Annotated in this window: 23 protein-coding genes; all 23 read right to left on the bottom strand. The window is 40.7% G+C overall.

Annotated features, from left to right (window positions below):
• Positions 1 to 36: 36 nt before the first annotated feature.
• Positions 37 to 1,134 (bottom strand): plasmid pRiA4b ORF-3 family protein, encoded by a 1,098-nt coding sequence (locus EKQ44_RS07235; protein WP_237662885.1) that lies wholly within the window; start codon positions 1,132 to 1,134, stop codon positions 37 to 39.
• A 108-nt stretch (positions 1,135 to 1,242) separates the two neighbouring features.
• Positions 1,243 to 1,557, bottom strand: a complete 315-nt coding sequence (locus tag EKQ44_RS07230; RefSeq protein ID WP_237662884.1) for a DMT family transporter — start codon at positions 1,555 to 1,557, stop codon at positions 1,243 to 1,245.
• A 1-nt stretch (position 1,558) separates the two neighbouring features.
• On the bottom strand, positions 1,559 to 1,894 hold the full coding sequence (locus EKQ44_RS07225) for a DMT family transporter (protein ID WP_237662883.1): 336 nt from the start codon (positions 1,892 to 1,894) through the stop codon (positions 1,559 to 1,561).
• A 70-nt stretch (positions 1,895 to 1,964) separates the two neighbouring features.
• A complete protein-coding gene (locus tag EKQ44_RS07220; protein ID WP_237663315.1) occupies positions 1,965 to 2,537 on the bottom strand; it encodes a TetR family transcriptional regulator in 573 nt (190 codons plus the stop codon).
• 152 nt (positions 2,538 to 2,689) lie between these two features.
• Entirely contained in the window at positions 2,690 to 4,129 is a 1,440-nt protein-coding gene (locus tag EKQ44_RS07215; RefSeq protein WP_237662882.1) for a glycoside hydrolase family 1 protein, read from the bottom strand.
• 15 nt (positions 4,130 to 4,144) lie between these two features.
• A complete protein-coding gene (locus EKQ44_RS07210; RefSeq protein WP_237662881.1) occupies positions 4,145 to 5,581 on the bottom strand; it encodes a 6-phospho-beta-glucosidase in 1,437 nt (478 codons plus the stop codon).
• 72 nt (positions 5,582 to 5,653) lie between these two features.
• On the bottom strand, positions 5,654 to 7,603 hold the full coding sequence (locus tag EKQ44_RS07205; protein ID WP_237662880.1) for a beta-glucoside-specific PTS transporter subunit IIABC: 1,950 nt from the start codon (positions 7,601 to 7,603) through the stop codon (positions 5,654 to 5,656).
• Positions 7,604 to 7,744: 141 nt separating this feature from the next.
• Positions 7,745 to 8,575 (bottom strand): BglG family transcription antiterminator LicT, encoded by an 831-nt coding sequence (gene licT, locus EKQ44_RS07200; RefSeq protein ID WP_237662879.1) that lies wholly within the window; start codon positions 8,573 to 8,575, stop codon positions 7,745 to 7,747.
• Between the two features lie 303 nt (positions 8,576 to 8,878).
• Entirely contained in the window at positions 8,879 to 9,031 is a 153-nt protein-coding gene (locus EKQ44_RS07195) for a DUF1540 domain-containing protein (RefSeq protein WP_237662878.1), read from the bottom strand.
• A 399-nt stretch (positions 9,032 to 9,430) separates the two neighbouring features.
• Entirely contained in the window at positions 9,431 to 10,186 is a 756-nt protein-coding gene (locus EKQ44_RS07190; RefSeq protein WP_237662877.1) for an NERD domain-containing protein, read from the bottom strand.
• A 162-nt stretch (positions 10,187 to 10,348) separates the two neighbouring features.
• Positions 10,349 to 11,704 (bottom strand): trypsin-like peptidase domain-containing protein, encoded by a 1,356-nt coding sequence (locus tag EKQ44_RS07185; RefSeq protein ID WP_237662876.1) that lies wholly within the window; start codon positions 11,702 to 11,704, stop codon positions 10,349 to 10,351.
• A 722-nt stretch (positions 11,705 to 12,426) separates the two neighbouring features.
• Positions 12,427 to 12,657 (bottom strand): hypothetical protein, encoded by a 231-nt coding sequence (locus tag EKQ44_RS07180; protein WP_237662875.1) that lies wholly within the window; start codon positions 12,655 to 12,657, stop codon positions 12,427 to 12,429.
• 93 nt (positions 12,658 to 12,750) lie between these two features.
• On the bottom strand, positions 12,751 to 13,224 hold the full coding sequence (locus tag EKQ44_RS07175) for a DUF600 domain-containing protein (RefSeq protein WP_237662874.1): 474 nt from the start codon (positions 13,222 to 13,224) through the stop codon (positions 12,751 to 12,753).
• 87 nt (positions 13,225 to 13,311) lie between these two features.
• A complete protein-coding gene (locus EKQ44_RS07170; protein ID WP_237662873.1) occupies positions 13,312 to 13,521 on the bottom strand; it encodes a bacteriocin immunity protein in 210 nt (69 codons plus the stop codon).
• 260 nt (positions 13,522 to 13,781) lie between these two features.
• A complete protein-coding gene (locus tag EKQ44_RS07165; protein ID WP_237662872.1) occupies positions 13,782 to 14,336 on the bottom strand; it encodes an SMI1/KNR4 family protein in 555 nt (184 codons plus the stop codon).
• Positions 14,337 to 16,124: a T7SS effector LXG polymorphic toxin gene (locus tag EKQ44_RS07160; RefSeq protein WP_237662871.1), complete on the bottom strand. Its 1,788-nt coding sequence runs from the start codon at positions 16,122 to 16,124 to the stop codon at positions 14,337 to 14,339.
• A gap of 181 nt (positions 16,125 to 16,305) precedes the next feature.
• Positions 16,306 to 16,998, bottom strand: coding sequence for an EcsC family protein (locus tag EKQ44_RS07155; protein WP_237662870.1), 693 nt, complete (start codon positions 16,996 to 16,998; stop codon positions 16,306 to 16,308).
• Between the two features lie 236 nt (positions 16,999 to 17,234).
• Entirely contained in the window at positions 17,235 to 17,633 is a 399-nt protein-coding gene (locus EKQ44_RS07150) for a DUF2512 family protein (RefSeq protein ID WP_237662869.1), read from the bottom strand.
• Between the two features lie 264 nt (positions 17,634 to 17,897).
• A complete protein-coding gene (gene rbsK / locus EKQ44_RS07145; RefSeq protein ID WP_414491259.1) occupies positions 17,898 to 18,845 on the bottom strand; it encodes a ribokinase in 948 nt (315 codons plus the stop codon).
• Positions 18,846 to 18,943: 98 nt separating this feature from the next.
• Positions 18,944 to 19,513 (bottom strand): glycerol-3-phosphate responsive antiterminator, encoded by a 570-nt coding sequence (locus EKQ44_RS07140; RefSeq protein ID WP_237662867.1) that lies wholly within the window; start codon positions 19,511 to 19,513, stop codon positions 18,944 to 18,946.
• A gap of 17 nt (positions 19,514 to 19,530) precedes the next feature.
• Complete coding sequence (locus EKQ44_RS07135) at positions 19,531 to 20,316, bottom strand: HAD-IIA family hydrolase (protein ID WP_237662866.1); 786 nt, start codon at positions 20,314 to 20,316, stop codon at positions 19,531 to 19,533.
• 12 nt (positions 20,317 to 20,328) lie between these two features.
• A complete protein-coding gene (locus EKQ44_RS07130; protein WP_237662865.1) occupies positions 20,329 to 22,095 on the bottom strand; it encodes an ABC transporter permease in 1,767 nt (588 codons plus the stop codon).
• Positions 22,092 to 23,216, bottom strand: a complete 1,125-nt coding sequence (locus EKQ44_RS07125) for an ABC transporter ATP-binding protein (RefSeq protein ID WP_237662864.1) — start codon at positions 23,214 to 23,216, stop codon at positions 22,092 to 22,094. The genes EKQ44_RS07130 and EKQ44_RS07125 overlap by 4 nt, the downstream gene beginning before the upstream one ends.
• Positions 23,217 to 23,234: the final 18 nt, after the last annotated feature.

Genomic DNA, 23,234 nt, shown 5'->3' with positions numbered 1-23,234 from the left:
TCAGCTTGCCAATCACTCCACCAACTTTAAACCCCCTCACAGCTTCCTCAATTGCCAATTAACATCACGCATATTAAACTCCTCATACCCCTGCATTTCTCCCCACTCTTTTGTTTGTTGGTAATTTTCATGGGATGGATCGTTTATAATAGAGAGGAATGTCTCATAGCCCAGCTCTCCTCCAACATCTTCAGGCGGGGCATTGCCTTCACCGTCACTGCAAATGGGGAAGTTGGCCGTGTAGTCATTGATAGTCTCTTCTACTTCAATTGTGTGCTTCCAACCATCACCGAAATCATAATTATACACAACTTTTGCCTCCACATAATCCTTGAGCTTTTCCCCTGTTTCCATTTTCATAGGAACTCCTCCCTGATAGGCAAGGGCCTCATCATTACAAACCAGGTTAAGGCTTGGTCGATCATGCCATCCGGAACCGTCTTCCTTCTTTTCAAAAATTTCAAAGTTATGAAGATGGCTATTTTGCCAGGAGAAAGCAGTCTGCAAAATGTCATGTAAATCTGGGAAGGTGATGCCTACAGGAACGGTGATCCGCCTCCACACATTGTATTTTTCAAGCTCCAGTGTGACCTTCAGCACCAATGCTTCTGTATTAAATACAGATTGTCCTGAAAATTCCTCCAAATCCTTATACATTTGAACATTTGGGTATAAATAAGCCTTCTTCCCGTCTCCGACCAACATGGAACTGATCCACTTGCTCATTTTTACTTGCACGATTGAATCCGGTTCCCAAAAACTTTCTCCAAAGTGCACAGCTTCACATGCCTTATTCAGCCTTGCAACCAACTTACGGTCCTTCGTTTTGGTGAAGATCGTCTCTGTTGAGGAATTGAAATATGCTTCAATGACCTCTTCCTTGATAGACTCCGCCTGAAAAACCTCACAGATTGCATCCTTGATCAATGTGTCAAAATTCTTCTTATCCTTCGCTTTCAAGCCATATAGCACAATGGCATACCGATTTTTATCATTAACGAGGACAAAGAACTTTTCTCTACCAAACTTCAAAAAATTAGCGTGCCACCCCAGCAGCGGATTACTTTCTTTGTTAGTTTCCCCAGGTGTAATTTTCAACTCGTCAAACAGTTTCTTCGTACATTGAATTAACATATGGGCTCTCCTTTAATCTTGTTACTTTGATTTTATCATAGGGATGGACGAAAGGGACAAGCACCGCGTCCTAATTGGATCGACGTACCTGTCCCCTTCACCCCTTACTCAAGAAACCAACTTCAAACCAGTAACCCCAACGATGATCAGTATCAAACTGAAGATACGGGAACTACTTTTGGATTCGCCAAAGAAGAACATGTTTATAAGGACGGCTCCGGCTGTTCCGATCCCAATCCATACAGCATAGGCGATACTTAATTGTAGATAGGCAAATGCTTGATAAAGAAGGAAAAAGGACAACCCGAATCCCCCTAGGAAGAGCGAGCCCGTTTTGATATTTTTTTTGGTGCTGAACAGCTTGAGGCCGATGACACCGATAATTTCACTTATTGCTGCAAAGGTCACAAATAGCCAACCCATTTTACTGCACCCTTTCTTCTGTTTTGTTATCAGCAAGCTTTAGCCCGATGACACCAGCTACAAGTACCCCGATGAAAAGTAGTTTGAGCATATTCATACTCCCTTGGAAAAGGAAATAATCCATCAAAACCGTTCCGATAGCACCAACTCCCGCGAAAACCGCGTACACGGTTCCAGTCGGCAACCCTTCACACGCTTTTGCCAGAAAATAAAAGTCTATCCCAATAACCAGGATGACGAGCGCCCATTGCCACACAGCCTGAGCTGTACTAAAGCCATAGACCCACACCATCTCCAGCGCACAGGTTATGATTACATAAATCCAATACTTGTTCATGTTGATTCACCTCTTGTAGATAATATGAATGACATTCATTCATTTTTATACCAAAAAATAAAAACACACTTCACGGACGTAAAGCATGCTCCAAGAAAGTCAGTAATTCTGCCTTCTGTTTTGCCTCATTATCAGCTTCATAATCATTAAATAAGAAGACTTGCTCTGCTGCAGATTCAATCATTCCAAGCAATAATTGGGAGGTCCGATTTGGGTCAACCGTATCCCTGATAAGTTTACGGCTTTTATTTTCCTCCAATATGGAAGCTACCTGCTCATATAACGGTGTATAGATGGTTTCCCATTTGCTGATATGTTCCGTGGTGGATATACCTGCATAGACAATGGCAGAAACATCGCGGAACTCACCTGTTACGTAGAAAATGGCCTCCACCAATTGGGTGAGCTGCACCTCTAAGGAAGCGTCAATCGAAACAGTCTCTTCAATTCTTCTCATAAAATTCAAGACAATCTGCTCTGCAACAGCAGGCATAACCGAAAGCTTAGAAGGAAAATATAAATAAAATGTTCCTTGAGCAATCTCCGCCTTCTTTACAATATCCGAGATCTTCGCTTTTTCTATACCCTTCTCTTTAAAAACCTCAATGGAGGCCTGAACGATTTTTTCTTTTTTATCCACTATAGTAACTCCTCCAATCATAATGACTGAATATCATTCATTTTAGCTTGGGAGAGGTAGTATGTCAAGGAAGTTTCAAAATGCAAAAACGCACGGAAAAAGGATGCCCCCTCTTCGTGCGTTCATTTGATAAACCCAGGTTGGTTATTCTACCCTTATAATTGTTCACCATTGCTGCTGATAACATCTTTATACCAGAAGAATGATTTCTTTCTGCTTCTTTCCATTGTACCGCTTCCGTCATCATGTTTATCAACATATATGAAGCCATATCTCTTGGAATATTCTCCTGATGATGCACTCACCAGGTCGATGCATCCCCATGAAGTATACCCGATGAGGTCGACACCATCTTCCACCGCTTCTCCCATCGCTTTAATGTGATCACGCAGGTAATCAATGCGATAGTCATCAATGATGCTGCCATCTTCCTCCACCTTATCATAAGCACCCAATCCGTTTTCAACGACCATAAGGGGTTTTTGATAGCGGTCGTATAATTCATTTAAGGCAACTCGTAGACCAGTCGGGTCGATTTCCCAGCCCCAGTCACTCGCTTTAAGGAATGGGTTTTTCACCCCGCCAATCAGGTTTCCTTCCCCGATTTCTTCTGCAGTCTTATTCTTTTTCTCCGTTCTGGACATGTAGTAGCTGAAAGAGATGAAGTCAACCGTTCCTTCTTTAATGATGTCCAGGTCACCTTCTTGCATTTCAATCACAATATCATTTTCTTTGAAGAATCTATTGGAGAACGTCGGATATTCCCCTCGAACTTGGACATCCCCACAGTAGAAATTGAACATCCTTCCATCTGCCAAGGCATGCATCACGTTTTCGGGATTGGCATCGTAGGAGTATGTTGGTGCATAGATAAGCATGCAGCCAATTTGTGAACCTGGAATGATTCGATGGCCAAGTTTTACTGCAATGGCACTTGCCACAAATTGATGGTGCAATCCTTGGAAGCTTTCCTGCAGACGTGTTTCGTCACTCGTTGCAGAGAATCCAAGGCCGAATAATGGGAAGTGTGTAGCACCGTTGATTTCATTAAATGTCAGCCAATACTTCACTTTGTCTTTATAGCGGTTGAATAGAACCGTGACATAACGCTCAAAGAATTCCACCAATTTACGGTTTTTCCATCCACCATATTCTTTTATCAAATGTAACGGAGTTTCATAGTGAGCAATTGTCACCAATGGCTCGATTCCGTGTTTGTGCAGTTCGTCAAATACACTATCATAGAACGCTAATCCTTCTTCACTTGGCTCCATTTCATCGCCTTTCGGGAAAATACGGCTCCATGCGATACTCATGCGGAACACTTTGAAGCCCATCTCGGCAAACAACGCAATGTCTTCCTTATAACGATGATAGAAATCAATTGCTTCATGGTTAGGATACGTATATTTTGCTGTATCCATTTCAAAGTCAAAACCAGATTGTGATAAAAGCTTCATACGGATTTTGCCACCAGGTAATACGTCAGCGAGGTTCGGTCCTTTTGCAGTACCGTGGAACCCGCCTTCCATTTGATTGGCAGCTGTTGCGCCGCCCCATAAAAAGTTTTTTGGAAATTGATATGTTTTACTCATACTATTACCTCCAATTTATAGATCTTCACCATTTGATTTGATTACATTTTGATACCAGTAAAAGCTCTTCTTTTTCTTTCGCTCCATTGTTCCATTACCCTCATTATCTTTATCAACATAGATGTAACCGTAACGCTTTTTCATCTCACCCGTTGATGCGCTCACAATGTCAATTGGTCCCCAGCTTGTATATCCGATAAGTTCCACACCATCTTTAACTGCTTCTTTCATTTGTTCAACATGTTTACGCAAGTAATCGATTCGATAATCATCCGGAATATCTCCCTCTTCATTAGGTACATCCTGGGAACCTAATCCATTTTCTACAACAAACAAAGGTTTTTGATAACGGTCATGTAATTGATTCATGGTAATGCGGAATCCTTTTGGATCAATTGTCCATCCCCATTCTGATTTTTCCAGATAAGGGTTCTCAATTGAACCGAATACATTACCTGATGTTTGATGTTTAAGAACTTCAGGATCCGTACTAGTCGTGCGTGATGCATAATAACTAAATCCAATATAATCGACGGATCCGTTTTTCAAAATTTCTTCATCTTCAGGCTTCATTTCAATTTCAATGCCAAAGTCACTCATATAGCGTTTTGCGTAACCAGGGTATGTCCCTCTTGCTTGAACATCGATGAAGAAGAAAGATTCTCTATCCTTGTCCATCCCATCCCAAACATCATCAGGATTTGAGCTATATGGATAGGTCATCCCCGCAGCTAACATGCAACCTATTTGAAAGTCGGGATTGATCTCATGTCCTGCTTTAACAGCCAGTGCGCTGGCAAGCAACTGATGGTGAGCCGCTTGATATTGAATTTGTTTTTTGTGATCTCCTTCTTTAAAAACAAGGCCTGCCCCGATGAAAGGTAAATGAAGCAGCATATTGATTTCATTGAATGTCATCCAATATTTCACTTTATTTTTGTAGCGTTTAAAAATCGTTTTTGCATATCGCTCAAAAAAAACAACTAGTTTTCTATTTCTCCAACTTCCGTACTTTTCTATCAGATTGACCGGAACATCAAAGTGAGCAATTGTGACCACAGGTTCGATATTGTATTTAAGCAGTTCATCAAATACATCGTCATAAAATTTCAGGCCTTCCTCATTTGGTGCTTCATCATCACCATTAGGGAAGATCCTTGCCCATGAAATAGATAAACGCAGCGCTTTAAAGCCCATCTCAGCAAATAGTGCAATATCTTCTTTATACCGATGATAGAAATCAATTGCCTCATGGCCTGGGTAGAATTCATTTTCCTCTGGCTCTAGACTTTCAATATTTCCATTCATTATGTCCCATCGCTTCTTGCCTGTCGGAAGTAAATCGACAATTGTTAACCCTTTTCCACCCTCAAGGTATGCACCTTCAGTCTGGTTTGCCGCAATAGCGCCGCCCCATAAAAAGCCGCTTGAAAATCCATTAACTTTTTCCATCCTACTACCTCCCTATTCATAAAAAGAAAAGATATGGTTTTTACTTTTCAAACAACCATATCTATTCCATTACTAAGCTCTTACATCTGCTATGTTTTCACTAGCCTCTGCATGTTTCTCTTCTGGTACTTTGATTTTAATTAACGGATCATTAGCGTTAACAGCTTTCACTGTCGTTCCTTCTATACTTGCAAAATTACTGTGATTTGTAATGATGATAGGTGTTACCACTTCATAGCCAGCTTCTTTAATTTTCTCAATCTGAAATTCTACAAGAAGATCCCCTGCATTCACTCTATCTCCTTGCTTTATATGAGCAGCGAAGTGTTTACCATCAAGTTGTACGGTATCAATCCCGACATGAACCAGGATATCTACTCCTTCATCTGAAGTAAGACCGATTGCATGCTTTGTTTTAAATAAGGTTGTAATGGTTCCACTGACTGGTGCAACCACACGTCCTTCAGTGGGTAAAATAGCTATTCCCTTACCCATTGCTTCAGAAGCAAACACTTGGTCAGGAACCTCACTTAATGGAACGATTTGGCCTTTCAACGGGCTGTTAATGGTGACACCTTGTTTTGCTGTAGAATCGTTTTTTTCTAATGGAGCTTCATCTTTGTTCACTCCTCCAAAGAAGTATGTTAAAACGAAACCTAGAATAGTGGCTAGTAGTATTGCCCCAAGGAAGCCCCAGAACGCAGTATTCATTCCTTCTTCAGGATGGATAAAGCTTGGGAAACCAAATACCCCAAGTCCACCCATGACGTGCAATTTTGTTCCAAAGAAACCTATTAAACCTCCGCCAATCCCAGCTGCAATACAGCTGATGATAAATGGCTTTTTCTTAGGAAGTGTAATTCCATAGATTGCTGGTTCTGTCACACCAAAAATAGCAGAGATAAATGCTGGAGCACTCAGTGTTTTTAATTTTTGATTTCTTGTTTTTAACCAGACTCCAAGCACAGCACCCGTTTGAGCAAAAGAAGCTGCGAATATCATTGCTAAGATAGGATCATAACCCTGGGTCGCCAGATTATTAAAAGCTACAGGAACAAGTCCCCAATGCAAACCGAAAATTACAAATACTTGCCAGAAAGCCCCAAGGAAAAGCCCTGCGATAATCGGGCTTAGATCATATACCCATATCGTTCCTTGACCAACAAAATTAGCTGCCCAGGTGGCAATTGGTCCAATTAGGATAAATGTTAAAGGTACAACTACTAGCAAAGTCAGTGTTGGAACTAAGAACGCTTTTACAACACTTGGCACAACTTTAGCAAATCCCCTTTCTACCTTTGCTGCGAAGAAAGATGCTAAGATAATAGGAATAACACTGGATGAATAGGTCATCAAAATAACTGGAATTCCTAAGAACTCAATGAATACCGGTGACTCGAATAAAGTACCTGCAAATAATGTGTACAACGGTTCACCAACAGTTAATGTAGAAAGATTAGGATAAACAAGGGCAGAACCAATGACAATTCCTAAAAATGGTGTTCCGCCAAATTTCTTCATGGCTGTATAACCAAGAATGACAGGTAAGAAGTAGAACAGTGCGTCACCAGTTGCATTCAATATTTGATACGTTCCGCCTGTATTATTTATCCAACCCAGCGCAACAAATAATGCGGTAAATCCTTTGATCATACCTGCAGCTACTAACACACCCAAAATTGGGGTAAAAATACCAGAAATCAAATCGATGAAACGGGACATTAAATTGCCCTTATCCCTGCCTTCTTCTTCATCCGTCTCGCTTTGATTCGAGGAGAAGCCTCCAATCGCTGCAACTTCCTTATAAACCTCTGGGACATGATTCCCAATAACGACTTGATACTGTCCACCGCTTTTCATAACAGTTACAACACCATCTAAATTTTTCAGTTCTTCCGTTTTGGCTTTTGCTTCGTCTTTTAATTTAAAGCGAAGTCTAGTAATACAATGAAAAACGCTATTAACATTTTTCTTACCGCCTACCAACTCCAATATTTCTTTTGCTAACTCTTTATGTTTCATCTTCTTACACCCCCAATAATTTTCAAACCATTTCCCAAAAGAAAAAACCCAAACTACGTGAAGACAAGACATTAGTCGCCCGTCATTCCCGTAATTCAGGTTTAGCCTCATAGAGTAACAATCCTAAACGGAAAAAAATATTTATTTTTTCACGACACGTTCGATATGAATCGTTAAATATAGCAATTCTTCTTCAGTAAGTTTATATCGATACTGCTTTTCTACAAATTTCTTGATCTTCAATGAACATTGATAAGCATCCGGATACTTATTGATAATGACATTTAACAGATCATCTTCTTGCCCATTTCTATGGTGCTCGCCCCTGACCAAGCGATGAGCGAAGAATTTCAGATGAGTGATGAACCGATGATAATGTAAGGAGGACTCATCAAATTCGATTTTGAAACTGTACTTCACGATGGTTAACACATCTTGGATTACTTTCGTCATATCCACCGTGTTGGTCATGTCCTCATTAAATTGAGCATTTACGATGTGAAGGGCAATAAATCCCGCTTCATCTTCAGGTAAAATAACATCAAATTTTTCACAAATCTTATTCAGAGCCTCCAGACCAATTTCAAACTCCTCTTTATAAAGGTTCTTCGTCTCCCAGAGCAACCCATTCTTAATAGGCAGATTCTGATTATAACGCTCTATCGCAAAATGAATATGATCCGTCAAAGAGATATAAATGCTGTCATTCAGTTCTTTTCTAAGCTTCTGCTTAGCAAAAAGTATGATGTCTTCTGACAGCTCCATATATTCCATTGGTATATCCGCAATCAGGGTTTTAAATTTCTTTGTGATATCCTGGTCTTCCAAAGTGAAGATTTTTTCTACTTTATCTTCCTCAATGTTTTCTCCAACACGCTTGTTAAAGGCAAGCCCGCGGCCCATGACAATCACTTCCTGATCATCTTTCATGGAAACAATCACATTATTGTTCAGTATTTTACTAATCTTCACTTCTTCCACCTCCGATAACAAAAAAGGCAAAACCTTCCCTCTGTCAAGGGATTCGGTTTTGCCTGAATTAACAGTAACAATCCGTTCTGTATGCGCTTACTTAGTATCTTACAACATTTTTTATCCATGTGCAACCATTTTTTCTTTGGATTGAAGGTATGTCTCCAACTTTTCACCTAAGAGATTCCTTACATCCCTTTTTTCTTCAATTAACAAGAAGTTATGAGTCTATTTATGGATGTATTGTTAACCAAATAAAGAAGCATAGGAATCGCACCCATGCTTCATCTATATTTCCAATATTTATTCGGGTTTAAATGTTTTACAGTCTGTTTCATGACTTGTCTCCGCTTCTTTTCCTTTGTTGCTGGCTACGTAAATTTGAGGAGCTCCGCATTTGTTTCCTGATTTGTTATATACACAGTTGTTTACTTCACATAGTACATCCTGTGCCATAATTTTATTCACCTCCCTGTAAATATTTCTTATTATTTACTACCCGTTTTTTCTATTAAATAACATGGAATCGATGGAACTGTCGCTTACCACATCTCCACCTCTCCGTATGCTTGAATGCAATCCTATTCTTCTTAGAAAAGTTGTTCACTATTTTTGGGTCCAGGGTCGGTGCTGTTTGGAATAATTGGTTCATTTTTAAGTTCTGCACATAGTTCGGTGTTGACATAACAATTAGTTTTAATAAGGAGAAGGTGAAAAAAGTTATAGTGGAAGATTAAAGGGGAAATCGAAGATCTAAGCTCAAAAATAACCCGAGATTAATCCTCGGGTTTTTAGGTAACGGCCTTCTGGGCATTATCATAAATTCAGAGAAAAGTAGATCTGAGGCCTGTCTCATCATCCCGTCCGAGTATACCTACAAACTGGAAATCCACTACACCCATAAAAAGATCCATATTTACCTTTTTTGATAGTAAGCTGCCCACCACATTTCGGGCATAATTCAGCTATGGCTTGGTTAAGAGTCTGTTTCTTGACAGTCGGGTTTGTAGCCGCCGTTTTCTTTTCCTTTTGTTTATCTTTTATCGATTGCACATGTTGCTTATGTATCATTTTCTTTTGCTTCGGATCTTGGATGACCAATTTCTCTAAGGCTTTGTTAATTCCTCGCAGCTCTACTTCACTTATTTGCCGATTTAACGATTCCTTTATGACCTTGTTTAGTTGCGGGATTTGGATAACCCTTGCAGAGCTGAAATCGTCTTCAAATTTCAACGTAGATCTGCTTGAGAAAGCAATGATAGATTGGAAGGTATGGTGCTCTCCAAGGTAATCCTTTAATGCTTGGATATGCCCATAGTTCTGCCAAATCGGATTCAAAAATTTCTCTTTTCGCTTATAGATTACCTGGGTCCAGTTGCGCTGGTTCTCCTTCCCGAAGATCCATCCTTCATAATGCTTTGTTTCAATAACAAAGATTCCGGTCGGAGAAGTCACTACATGATCTATCTGAGATGTACGACCATTTACACTTGGTACATATAAATCATGATACACAGTGAATATTGGTCCCAGTTTTTCTAACTCGTTGTTCACTGCCCTCTCCCCAACGGCCCCTTTTATGATGGAATAGTTGGCTTTTAAATAGAGCATTCCTGCTAAAAAAAGAAAAGGTAAAACGATAGGAACTAAAAAATATAACACTGGTAATAAAATTATGCTACCTACAAAAATAACTACGAATTTCTGGAGATTGGACAAAGAGGCACCTCCCTTTCTGAGTCATAGGGACAGGCACCGCGACCCACGGAGGCCTCAACCCTCTTCTTCATTATATTCCTCATCATTCTCTTCCTCATCGTACCAATCATCTTCTTCATCTTCTAAACTCTCGTCATACTCATAGTCCCACTCGCTATCCTCGTACTCAGATTCTTCTTCATACCACTCACTTTCCTCGTACTCCACCTCTTCTTCATCGTACCAGTACCAGTCACTTTCCTCGTATTCATAATCTTCGTTTTCCTCATAATACCAATAGTCATCCTCATACTCGGCCTCTTCTTCATTGTAGTCGTAGTACCAGTAGTCTGTTTCTTCGTCATAATAGTACCCTTCGTCGATGTACCAGTCATAGAGCCAGTCGTTGTCATATTCCCAGTATTCATAGTAAGAAGATTCGTCGGAGTAATAGCCCCCATTGAAGTAGCCGTATTCAAACAACTCCCACAGATAGTCGTAATAATAAATTCCATCAGCATAATAAAATAATGAAGCAATTTCTTGGTCGGACATTGGATTTTGGATCCATGCTTCTATTAGCTCTACAATCGTGTAGATGGGAATGCTGAACCCAATATTGGTGTCTCTCGTGTCTTCAGCGGAATTGATGGCAATGATTTTGGCCGTTTTTTGGGATAATAATGGGCCTCCACTGCTTCCTGGAGAGATTGGTGCTGAGATTTGGTAAAGGTCTTCATAGATGAAATTGTCTATGTAAAAGTCTCTGTTTGTCCCAGTTATATAGCCCATAGTCGCGGTATTCTCTAGTCCAAGCGGGCTCCCCAAGGCAATGATTTCTTCACCGATAACAGTGGTATCTTCTGTTTCCATTTCTATTGGCACCCTGTTGGTGAAATCGGGAACGGACAGAATTGCGACATCAATCTCATTTGAATACCCTATTACTTTTCCTTGATGCTCTGTGCCTTGTATGGTGCGAACAACTACATTCACACTCCCTTCCACAACATGGGCATTTGTCACCACAATACCTTCCTTATTGTATAGGAAACCAGACCCCTGACTTGTATCAGTAAAAATGGTGTAGACCTGCTGCTGGGCCTCCGCAATAATATCAGTGAGCTCTTTGACTTCTTCTGCCTTTGGTTCCTCTATTTTCACCACAGGCTGCAATGGCTGTTGCTTTTCTTCCTCATGCTTAACCACTTCTTTTGTTTGCTGTGTCTGTGTAGGTTGAGTCTGTACGGGTACCTGCTTGCTTTCCAATATGTCCGTAACCTTTATAAAGACCAGTCCGCTTACCGTGAAAAATAGAAGAAGCACCATTGTAAAAATCAAATAAAGCTTCCAGTTACCCTTTCCTGTTCCACATCCACTACAAAACCGATCACCCTTTTGTTTTTCTGTGCCGCATTTTGGACAGTACATAAAGTCCCCCCTCGAAACTGTTGAGTAAAGATAAAAAGGAATAATATAACATTATTATACTCCTAAACTCCTATCCGTAGGGATGTTTTTATAAATTTTGTAGCCTAAATGGTTAAGAGAATAGGAACCTTACCCCATTTCTCCTTTGAAGATTTCTAGTACTCATATTTGAGGGATTATTAAATTTCATTACAAGTTTTCTTGGAATTTGATGTTAATATTAGGGGAGATAATTAATGGATTTAGGTGATTTCAAATCGAGGTGATTGTATGTTTTATTGGGTATTATGTATATCCGTGATGCTCTACTATATGGGCTTTATCATAAACAAACAGCATAAACAATTATTCTCCAGCACTTCTATCCACATAAGATGGTGGTTTAGTTCTGCAACCATTGTATCTTTAGGCATCTGTATTGAACAATTATCAAATGGTGTCCAAAATATAAAGGTGTTGGTTTTTGGCTCCATTTCTTCCCTTTTATTTCTAATAGTCTCTTGGGTTACAAAAGATGACTTTCCTCGCTAACACACATAAAAATGGTAAAAGGTTCAAGGTTCAAGGGTCCTTTTTCCTTGATAAAATATTTTTAAAGTGAAGACGGCTCAGCGCTCCTGTCACCACAACTCTCTTCTACCAGTTATCAATTGTTTCTTGAAAGTTGTCCCTCTAATTGGCAAGGCGTGCTGAAGCTTTTTTCCATCTCTTTCTCTCAACATTTAATACTTACAATTTTCTAGTACAGTTTTATAAAAATAATCACAGGCTTCTTCTTCAGAACGAAATCTCTTTATTTGAGTCCTCAGACCTCTTTCACTATAATATACTTCCCATGTATTTTGATTTTTGTTTAAGCAAAAAGCTTCATTAGGTAATCCCCCATTTAAATTGTATAAATCACAAGGAACATTTTCATTATCTAAGGTTTGCTGTAATTCTTGTTTATTCATATTCCTTATATATCTCCTTATTCACACAAAATAAATCAACATACCTACAACTTCCTTCTGAAGAAAGACCTTGGTTGCTTAACCCAACCAAGGTCAATTTTTAAAGGCTATTCCCTTAACTTCTTTAAACCACAATTCAAAAATATCATCTGGCAGTAGTTCTGACTCTGTCGAATAAACCAATTCATATTTATATTCACCTTTTAGGCTATTTTGCTTTACATTATAATGTAATTTCATTTCTGTTGGCATCTCTTTTTTGTACTCTTTACACTTCTTATGAATGAGCTTTAATTCTTCATTACCTATTCTAAGGGCTGTCTTTTGCCTACCTCTTGAAACATCATAAATTTGATTATTTTGACTATCTACTCCTTTTACAGCTTTGTTTAACTGATGTTTATGAACAACTTCTCCATTAATTTTATAAAAAAAGTCAATGACATACATTTGAGGTTCATATGAACAATAAATAAAAATATCATCTGCTTTATTGGCTACGTATTCTAGACAAATAGCCACCATGTCTGCTTGTAGTCCTGAGAAATAATCTTCAAATACTTCCATATTATCCCCCTAGCACTTTATGAATTTCTAGAAAATCAGTAGCGAGGATGGTTCCCTTGGCTTAGTGCAAATATTCCTATCTACTCATTAAAAGATTTTAGATTGATCGTTAAGTGTTCTATTAACAATTTCTTCTGCACTTAACCCTTCTTCATTCCAAAAAATTAAGTCACTCACATTGGAATGAGGAACATTCTGTTCTACCGTATCTATCATATTATCCAATTCTTCTTCTGATCCATCAGCTTTTAATATCTTCTGTACAAGAATGACTAATTCCTCTTTAGTTAACTTCATTAAAGTTTTGACTCCATTCTATTAGAACTCCTTCTCAAAAAATATTAAAACAAAAGGCTTGAAGATTTTAATCCTCAAACCTTAAATACTCTACCAGTTTTCAATTACCTCTAAGCTGTCCTCTAAGTACTCATTAAAAGAACTATACCTCTTAATTTCTTTCTTGCTGAATTCATCCCACCTGATTATAAGATGGGGCAAAGAGTTTTCATCTTCTCGACTAAAAGTAAATTATATTGAAAGTTATCTCTTAGACCAAGTTACTTTTTATTTGAAGCATTATTTAAAAATGCATTTAACCTATTCCCTAAGTTTACTTTAACGTTCTTCATATTACTTTCTTGATGTTGTACTCTACTAATACTAAATATGAAATCCTTAAAAGAGTTTGAAACTAAAAATATATTTTCACCTTCCATTTCATGAAACCAAACATATACTTTATCTTCATCACCAATACAAATTAAATCTCCACCTGGTAAATCAGCAATAGGAATCATATTATCTGGCAGTATTTTTTTGTAACTAAATATCTTGTCCTCCAAATTATTTTCATCATTATTTAACCCATATAAAGAATCGATTTCGAATTGAGACTGTTTTTTTAATTTCTGAAATTCTAAAGATGGGATTAGTCGAAAATCTTCTTTGATATAATCATTGCCGAAATATTTTAAATAATAAAAATAGTCATTAGGAAAATTTATATTAAATTTTTCTTCAATTTTCTTTATTTCGTCATCGTTCCATATTGTATTGGTATCTCTTAAATCAAAATCAATAATTTGCTCTAACTTTGCTTTTAATTTCTCCATCTAATAGCCTCCTCTTAAATCTGATGCAGAACCAATGTGTGGGATATTCATATGCAAATCAGTTGGAATTAACTCAATTATTGTATCCGACTTATGATGTGGTGTAACACCTGCTTGCTTTAATAATTTCTTTGCAGCATTTTTTGAAGGCAAATTATATTGCTCTTGTATTTGCTTATATACTAATGAAAAATCATTAATCGTCCCACTAAGTTGGCCTTTTTCAAATACTATTTCACCTTCTGACCAAGGGGTAAAGTTAGGTCTACCTTCATTAAATTCTACTCCTTCACCATTTGTAATTCTTTTGACCTCCGGTTTATCTGAATACCATGTTCCATTACCAGGTTCACCTTTCCAATGACCATTACTTTTTGGCAACCGTGTCCTTGGGTTATCCTTACCAGCTAACAACTCGATCCTATTTATAATATTTTGTTTTACATCATTAACCTTGTCATAAATCCGAAAACTGTTCAATACATTTGAAGGAACACCCGCAAAGGCCGGTGTCCACTGTTTGTTCGGGAGCACGCCATTCATCAACTCACGCACCCGCTCCAAACCAGCGGCAGATGAATGCTTAGCGGAACTCAACGCTTTTACCTGCTGATCTTTTAGCTTGATATTCAGGTCTGCTTCCACTCGGCTACCAAGTCTTCCAATGGTACTACCTACTCTAGAGATCCCTTTGTCCCCAACTACTGCAGTTCCGATAATAGTGGTCGCGTAACCTAACCATTCGCCTCGGCTATTCGCATCTCCGTGGATGACGGATTCGTTGAAGGAGTTATAGAGCTCGTGGCCTATTTCTAGTAATATAGCTGGGTCCGAGGCTACAGCATCTATGAACTCGATTGTTTCTTTCACCACCTGGTCGGGCTCTGTTGCTAATCGTTTAATCCCGTCCCAAGTGTCTGAAACAGCTGAAATGACTCCCTCGCCAAAACCTACATTAAAGTCCCACAATGCTTCTCCCATGGACTTTTTCTTCGGCTCCGGTTTCGCACAACTCGGATTAACCCACTGATCAAACGACGCCGCATGCCTCACTGGATAGAACACCCCAAGCTCCGGATAATGCTCGCTGTTCCATCGCTGCATGACGGTCTGGTTGTATAGCCTCGTCTGCAACTTCCCGTACGCCTCCAAATCCTGTAGCATCACCGGCGAAAAGCTCTTCATATTTATCTTACCAGATGCAAACTGCTGGCTCATTTCCTCTATGTAACTATTGATTAGCGACAAGTCCTCCACCAAACCAGTGAACGACTGGGTTTGTTGGTAGTCGAACTGGTGCAACTTGTCCACCGTTTGTCTGGCAGATTGCTTGGCTTGCTGGATGCCCTCATGAAACTGATGATCCTGCAGCCTTGGGAGGTACACGATGTCACCCACTCGGCTGAGTTGGGAATTCGTTTCTCCTGTCAGTTCTGCCACCATTCGGTTAATTTGATTCAATCCGTTCTCCAGTTCACTTGTCAGGAATCCCTCATCGATAAATCCGTGCGTATTCCCCTCAAGTCCATCCAACTCATACTGCAACTGCTGAAGCTTAGTTTGAAAGTTCGCGAGGAACGTTTGGAAGAATTGCAGAAATGGGAGGTGCGCATATTCATAGAACCGCCTAATTGCGCTGGCACCCTTGCCGCGGAAGGAATCCTTTGAGGCAACAAAGGATCGAATCCCATTCTCCACGGCATTTAGTTGGTTCTCCAATTCGGAAAGTTGCCGGCTCATCCCTTTGATTCCCTCATGCAGGGATGATACATCTAAAACCTTCATCATTCCCCTCCTCTCTCCATCATTTTACAAAATCTGTATATGCAAAACTATCACGTTTCGACTTAAATGGAGAAATTCCTGCATGGAATTGGAAAATGGGAGGATTGGCCTATGAGGTAATAAAAATAAGAGACAATGATTAGTTCGCCTCTCTGTGATCAAAACTATTTGTGTTAAAAAAAACCTACTTCATATCTATAATAATTGGCTCACTGTCTTTGTAAGGTTTATCCACGTTAGAATCGTCTATGAATAACTTACGTGCTACCATTCCAATTGTATTCGTAGAGACTGCATCTACCGTTCCACCTATTATCCCACCAGCTAAGGGGACCATTTTCCCTAAATTTATAACCCCTTTGCCTCCAAATTTAGTTAGCAATCTAAAGCCTACAGCTTGATTAATTTTCTTTATTACTTCACCTGGAATCTTTTTTATACCACTAATAGCTAGTTTTTTTCCTATTTGAATACCTGAATTTTTTAGAAGATCTTTTGCTCCATTCCCTGCTAAACAAGTATACACGAATGTCTTTACTTCATCTGACTTTAAGTCATGGCCTCCCATATGGGCAATAGCAGCCACCATTCTAATTTGTACTAAAATTACACTTGTGATGTTAGCTGGAATTGCAACAGGCATAACAATTACACCACCAAGACCTAATAAGAACCCACTTGTAGCACTCTTAGTGTTCTGCCATTTAATTAAACTATTAACATTTTCTATTATTGAGCCACTTTTCTTTTCATAATTTTGTGCCAACTCGATAGCGGTGTCCATACCAGGTATTCCACCGTTTACTGCTTTGTCGTAAGACCAATCTAGAGCTTTCATAATAGCTTCTTCGGTTAATGATTTGTTTCTCGTCACCATGTCTTAACCTCACTTTTATGTATATAGTCTATATTTCTACTATACTTCATAAATTAGCTCGAAGATATATTAACTTCCAAAAAATTCATAATATGGTCTTTTAATCTTACTAAAAAAGTGATGTCTATACTATATATAGAAGGGGGAGCTTCCCTACCTTTATACCAAAAAGTTTTTTATTTGGACCCTCAAAAAAAAGAGTGCCCCCACTTGGACACCCTCTGTCTAGCCTTATGTTAATTAGTGTAGCTTTTCTCGGTTTTATGAGGGGCAACTCTATCAGATGATCTGCCATCGTATACCTTTCTTAAGAGGTATTCGTGGAAGAAGAATTCAAATACCGTAACAGCAATGGCGGCAATGATTGCTGTTCCGATGATTCCTCCATCTGAGAAGCTTGTAGCCATCAACCATATCAGTACAAATGCGAGTCCTAAATCAGCTATGGTAGCAGTTATATTATTCGTTTTAGCTAGAATAAGCATATCCCCCACCATATAGGAAACAAGTCCAAGAACAACGGCAATCAAGAGAACGCTTCCAAAAGAGAGACCTCCAATTGCCCCGAGGATTACATACAACAGAACTAAGGTTGCCACAAACTTGATACCTATTGCAGTTAACAGCTTTGCCATATTACATGCACTCCTTTATTGAGTATTTTCGACTTTTGTTCTTAAATTCCCTCGATTAACATACATAAACATTTCACGTTATTTTTGAGGCTTTAGTCAGTTAAACGATGTTAATGAGATTTATAGAATTGTTATATATTCGCTATCTATTTATTTCACAATTAGATAATTCTCCACACACAAAGAAGGGTGGAGGCATCCCTCACACCCTTCTTTCTTTTTTCCGTCCCTGTATACTTTCAACCTCTAAAGCCAAGACGGGGGTCAGTGCCCCTGTCCCCTCGACTCCCCTACCAACTTTTCCACTTCCTCACCATATGGCATAGCTGGGGATGTGCCGGATTTGGTGACAGATAGGGCTGCTACTGCATTGGCCCTTTGGCACGCAGCTTCTACGGATTTGCCTTCTGCTAGGAAGTGGGCGAATCCGCCGTTGAAGGCGTCTCCTGCGCCGGTTGTGTCAACGGCTTGGACTTGGTAGCCTGGTATGACTTTGCCGGTGCTCTCTCCTTTTTGTATAAGGTAGCAGCCTTGTTTCCCGAGAGTGATGATAACCGTGTCTATACCTTTAGTTAGCAGTATTTCTGCAGCTTTTCTTGCTGACTCTGAGTCTGTCACTTTCACCCCTGTAAGTAGTCCGGCTTCGGTTTCGTTAGGTGTGATATAGTTCACTTTTGCTAGGAGTTCATCTGATATTTTTTGAAATGGTGCCGGATTTAGGATCACTGGTTTTGAAAGTTTATTTGCCAAGTTGATGGTGGTGCTGATGGCAACCATTGAAGTTTCCAGTTGTACGAGAATGATATCCCCTTCTTGAAAGGCCGCTTTTGCTCTTAGGACTTCTTCTTCCGTAATGGTACCGCAAGCACCGAGCGATACGACGATCATATTTTCCCCTGAGTCATCCACTGCTATCAGGGCTGCGCCGGTAGATTCGTCTTCCACTTGGTTGATAAATCGCGAATCAATGCCTTCATTTTTAAAATTTCGAATCGCATCATCCCCGAATAGGTCTTTCCCCACCTTGGTGACCATGGTAACTTGGGCTCCCAATCGTGCGGCAGCCACTGCTTGGTTTCCACCTTTTCCACCGGGACCCATTTTAAACGGGCCACCCAACACGGTTTCTCCTGGTTTAGGCATGTGGGGAGTTCTTGCTGTTAAATCTACGACATAGCTTCCCACTACTACGATTTTTGACAAGTTGATCACCTACCGAGTTTTGATTTCGTTTACCGTTCCTTTCCTACACCAAAAAACCAATTTCTATTTACAAATTTAAAGCTAAAATTGACCGGCGTGCCTTCCCCCTAAACCCCGCACCTCCACAAATCAGGGTTACCCACGGAGATAGCTAAGGCACCAGCCTTTAGGGAATCATGAATCTCGGTTTCGTTTTCGATGAGTCCGCCGGCGATGATGGGGGTGGGGAATGTTTCGGTCAGGTTGTAGATGACTCGAGGCATGATGCCTGGCAGGACTTCGACTGCGTCAGGTTGGGATGTTTCGACCATTCTTTGGCCTTTTTTGATGGCGTTGTGGTCGATCAGGAAGAGGCGTTGGATGGTATTCAGCCCCTCTTCCTTTGCAAATTTGATCAGGTGGTTCTTGGTGGTGATGATTCCTGTCGGTCGTAGGACTTGGGCGATGTATTGGATGCCGCTTTTATCATTTGATATGCCTTCTATAAAATCTAAATGTAGGAACACGTACATGCCTGTTTGTTTTAGCTGCTTTATGTAGTCTGGGAGTGTAAAGATAGTGCCGGTTAAGAGGAAGGCGATGTTCGCTTTGCTGTTAATGGCTTCTTGGATCTTTTCAGGTGCGTCTATTGCGGCAATCACTTGTGAATCAACCATGTCTACGATATTGATAGCCATCTTTTCACCTTCCTTCCTTATACTTCTACTTTTAGTCTTGGTATATCTTTAATGCTGTTAAGAATGTAAGTGGGCTGAGCTACGTTCGAGTTGATGCTCGTTTTTTTCGTTATCCCTGTCAGGACCAGAATCGTTTGCATGCCCACGTCATTCCCCATTTTTATATCTGTTTCTAGCCTGTCTCCCACCATGATACAATCACACAATTCCATATTCAGATGATCTGCCGCGACCTGTGCCATGATTCGGGATGGTTTTCCGATGATCGTTGATATGGCGTCCCCTGTCGCACCTTCAATCGCTCCGATAATGGCTCCGCAATCTGGAATTTGACCTCCTGGAACCGGGCAGGTGCGGTCCGGGTTGGTCGCAAGGAAGCTGGCTCCGTTTTTCCAAGCGAGAAAGGCCTGTGTCAGTTTTCCGTAAGTAAAGTCCCTATCCCATGACACTAGTGCATACGTTGCCTTTGTGGGGTCATGGGTGATTGGCACTTCCATCATATCCAGTTCTTCATATAAAGGGGATTCGCCGATTACCCATACTCTTTCATCCGGTTTCATGACTTCCTTTAAGTACTTAGCAGTAACGTAGCCTGAATTGATAATTTCATAGAGGTCCACATCTATGCCCATTTTTTCTAGCTTTCTTTTATAAGCAAGTCTTGAATTGGCAGGGTTATTGGAGAGGAAGACTACTTGGTCTCCCCTCTCTTTTATCAGTTGAATCGTTTCTGCTGCGCCATCAATTTCTTTATCCCCAAGGTAAACAGTGCCGTCGAGGTCGAAAATATATCCTTTTTTCATGCCTAACACCACCTAGTACAAGGAATTCCTTGAAATTTTTGTTGCAAGGAATTGCAGGAAAAGCACGATGACAATGATAAGAATGGCCATGGCAGAAGCGGTATAGACCTCTCCACGGAGTAGATTCTGGAATACGACTAAACTCATCGGTGCCCAGCTTGATGGCGCCATGAGGATCGTGATACTCGTTTCCTTGATGACTGTTACAAACACAAGGATGGATCCTGCAGCAATCCCCGGAAGCATCAATGGACCAATGACGGTGATGATGGCCAAAAGTCTGGAAGCCCCAAGGTTGATGGATGCTTCTTCAATATCCGGTTTGATGGACATCATCGTCCCCATTGTGGAGCGGATCATATATGGCATACGTCGGATCGCATAAGCAATGATTAGGATCGTTGCTGTTCCCGTCAGTTGCAATGGTGCGGTATTGAAGGTCTGGATATAGGCGATACCAAGTGCGATTCCAGGTACAATCAGCGGAATGGAGGACATGAAGTCCAGCTTTGCGGCATTTTGTCGTACTACAAAGTAAGAGACAAGTGTAGAAACCACCACACTGATGCCAAGTGCACCAATGGCAAGAATAATCGAGTTCATGATGTTACTAGTCGATCTTGAGAAAATAGTCCGGTAGTGATCCAATGTGAAACCTCTTGGAAGAAGGTCTGCTCCCCAAGTGGTCGCAAAAGATTGCATCAGGACAGAAAGGACCGCTAGCAGCGGGATGGAAATAATGAAGCCAGTGTAGATTGTAAGTCCTGTTGTTACCCATTTGTTGTCGTTTAGCTTGATGGCTTTAGGTTTGCCCGATAAGGTTCCGTAATTCATCTTCTTCGTGATTTTTCGTTGTATCCAGAAGAAGACCCCAGCTACCAAGACCATTACGACGGTTAAAATGGAGGCCCCAGCCCAGTTGAAGAATCCGGAAATTTCCCTGTAGGCTTCCACCACGATCAGGTTGAGCCCTTCAGGTGCCAAGATGATCGGCGTACCAAAATCAGAAAAGCTTACGGTGAATATCAGCAGAGCACTTGAGATGATTCCCGGGATCGCAAGCGGGAATGTCACAAACACCAAGCTCATCCAGCTGCTTGAACCAAGGTTCTGGGATGCTTCCTCAAGGGAAATATCACTCAATTTGAATGCTGCAACCATTGGCCACAGGGCGAATGGGAAAAAGAAGAAAATTTGAACCAATACAATCCCTGTCATGGAATAGACATTGAACAGGACGCCGCTTCCACCGAGCTCCTGATAGATCGTATTGACCCATCCGGTCCGGCCGAACATGATGATAAAGCCTGCAGCGGAAATAAAGGTCGGGACGATGATCGGCATCGTACATAGGGCCGCAAATGTCTTTTTGAAAGGCATGGTTGTTCTAGCAAAGCCATAGGCTATGGGGATGCAGAGAAAAATGACCAACGTGGAAACCCCAAGGGATAAGGTCAAGCTATTAGTGAGCGCTTTAAAGTATGTACCCCCGGACAAAAGCTTCTTGTAGTGATCAAGTGATGCATTGGAAAAACGCTCGATATTAGTTGCGAGTATATCAGGATTTACGAGAGAGCCGAGTATATTTACCGGCGCGCCCGTAAAACTGACAAGGAAAACCGATAGTAATGGAAGCACCAAAAAGAGTGTGAAAAAAAGGATGACCAGAAGCTTCATAAAGAATAGGCCATCAATTTTCTCAAAAATGGAGCGTCTCTCTTTTTTAGGAGAAGGCGGCTGGGTCTGGACCTTCAATGGATCCTGCAGTTCTGGTTTCATAACAATAGCACCCTCTCCGAATCCACTGTCACCTTCACCATTTCCCCGCTTGTTAAAATAGGGTCGCCTGGTACGTATACATGTTCAATGGCAAGCTCAGCGTGGCCCACTTTCACATCGTAGCGGATGTTGGAACCTAGATACGTATGAAGAAGGACTTTCCCCTCCATGACGTTTCCATGGATGAGATCCTCGCTTATCCGGTGAAGTTTCATGCCTTCTGGGCGGATAAGGACTTTCACATCTTTCTTTGATGTCTTGGCAGAAGAATGCAAGGTCCAATCCCCTATTCTCACCACAGTCCCTTTTTCATCAGAGCCGATTATCGTTCCATCAAAAATGTTGGAAGACCCTACAAAGTCCGCGACAAAGGTGGAACGCGGGTTGCTGTATAGCTCTGTTGGTGTGGCAACCTGTATGATCTCCCCATCTTTCATGACGGCAATTCTGTCTGCCATACTCATGGCTTCCTCTTGGTCATGGGTGACAAAGATGGTGGTGATGCCGACATCTTGCTGGATTCTTCTAATCGTGGTCCTCATCGTGTTACGAAGCTTTTTATCCAGGTTAGATAATGGCTCGTCCATCAGCAAAACGGAAGGCTCCAACACAAGCGCTCTTGCAAGTGCCACACGTTGCTGTTGTCCGCCTGATAGTTCATTCACTCCACGCTCGGCCAGATGCCCAAGCTCCACATAGTCCAGTGCTTCCAACACTTTTTTCTCTACCTCTTTGGATGGCTTGGCAAGTCTTTTGCTGATCAGCCTAGCAAAACTATTGATCTTTTTGGAAAAGCTTCCCGTATTAAAGTCTCGTACGGTTAATCCATAAGCGACATTTTCAAAGACATTGTAATGAGGAAAAAGGGCATAACTTTGAAAGACCATCCCGCAATTTCTTTTGTTTGCAGGCAATTTATTGACTACTTTGTTATTGATATAGATGTTTCCAGAAGTAGGATTTTCAAATCCGGCGATACAGCGCATGGTTGTTGTTTTCCCACACCCTGAAGGGCCAAGAAGCGCGAAAAATTCGCCTTCTTGGATATCAATATTCACGTTTTTAAGTGCTGTCACATCATTATATTTTTTGATTAATCTATCTACCTGTACTGAACCCATATGATTATCTCCCCGTCT

The organism is Sutcliffiella horikoshii (assembly GCF_021991925.1).
GTDB lineage: Bacteria > Bacillota > Bacilli > Bacillales > Bacillaceae_I > Sutcliffiella_A > Sutcliffiella_A horikoshii_F.
This window is presented reverse-complemented; position numbering and strand designations above follow the sequence as displayed.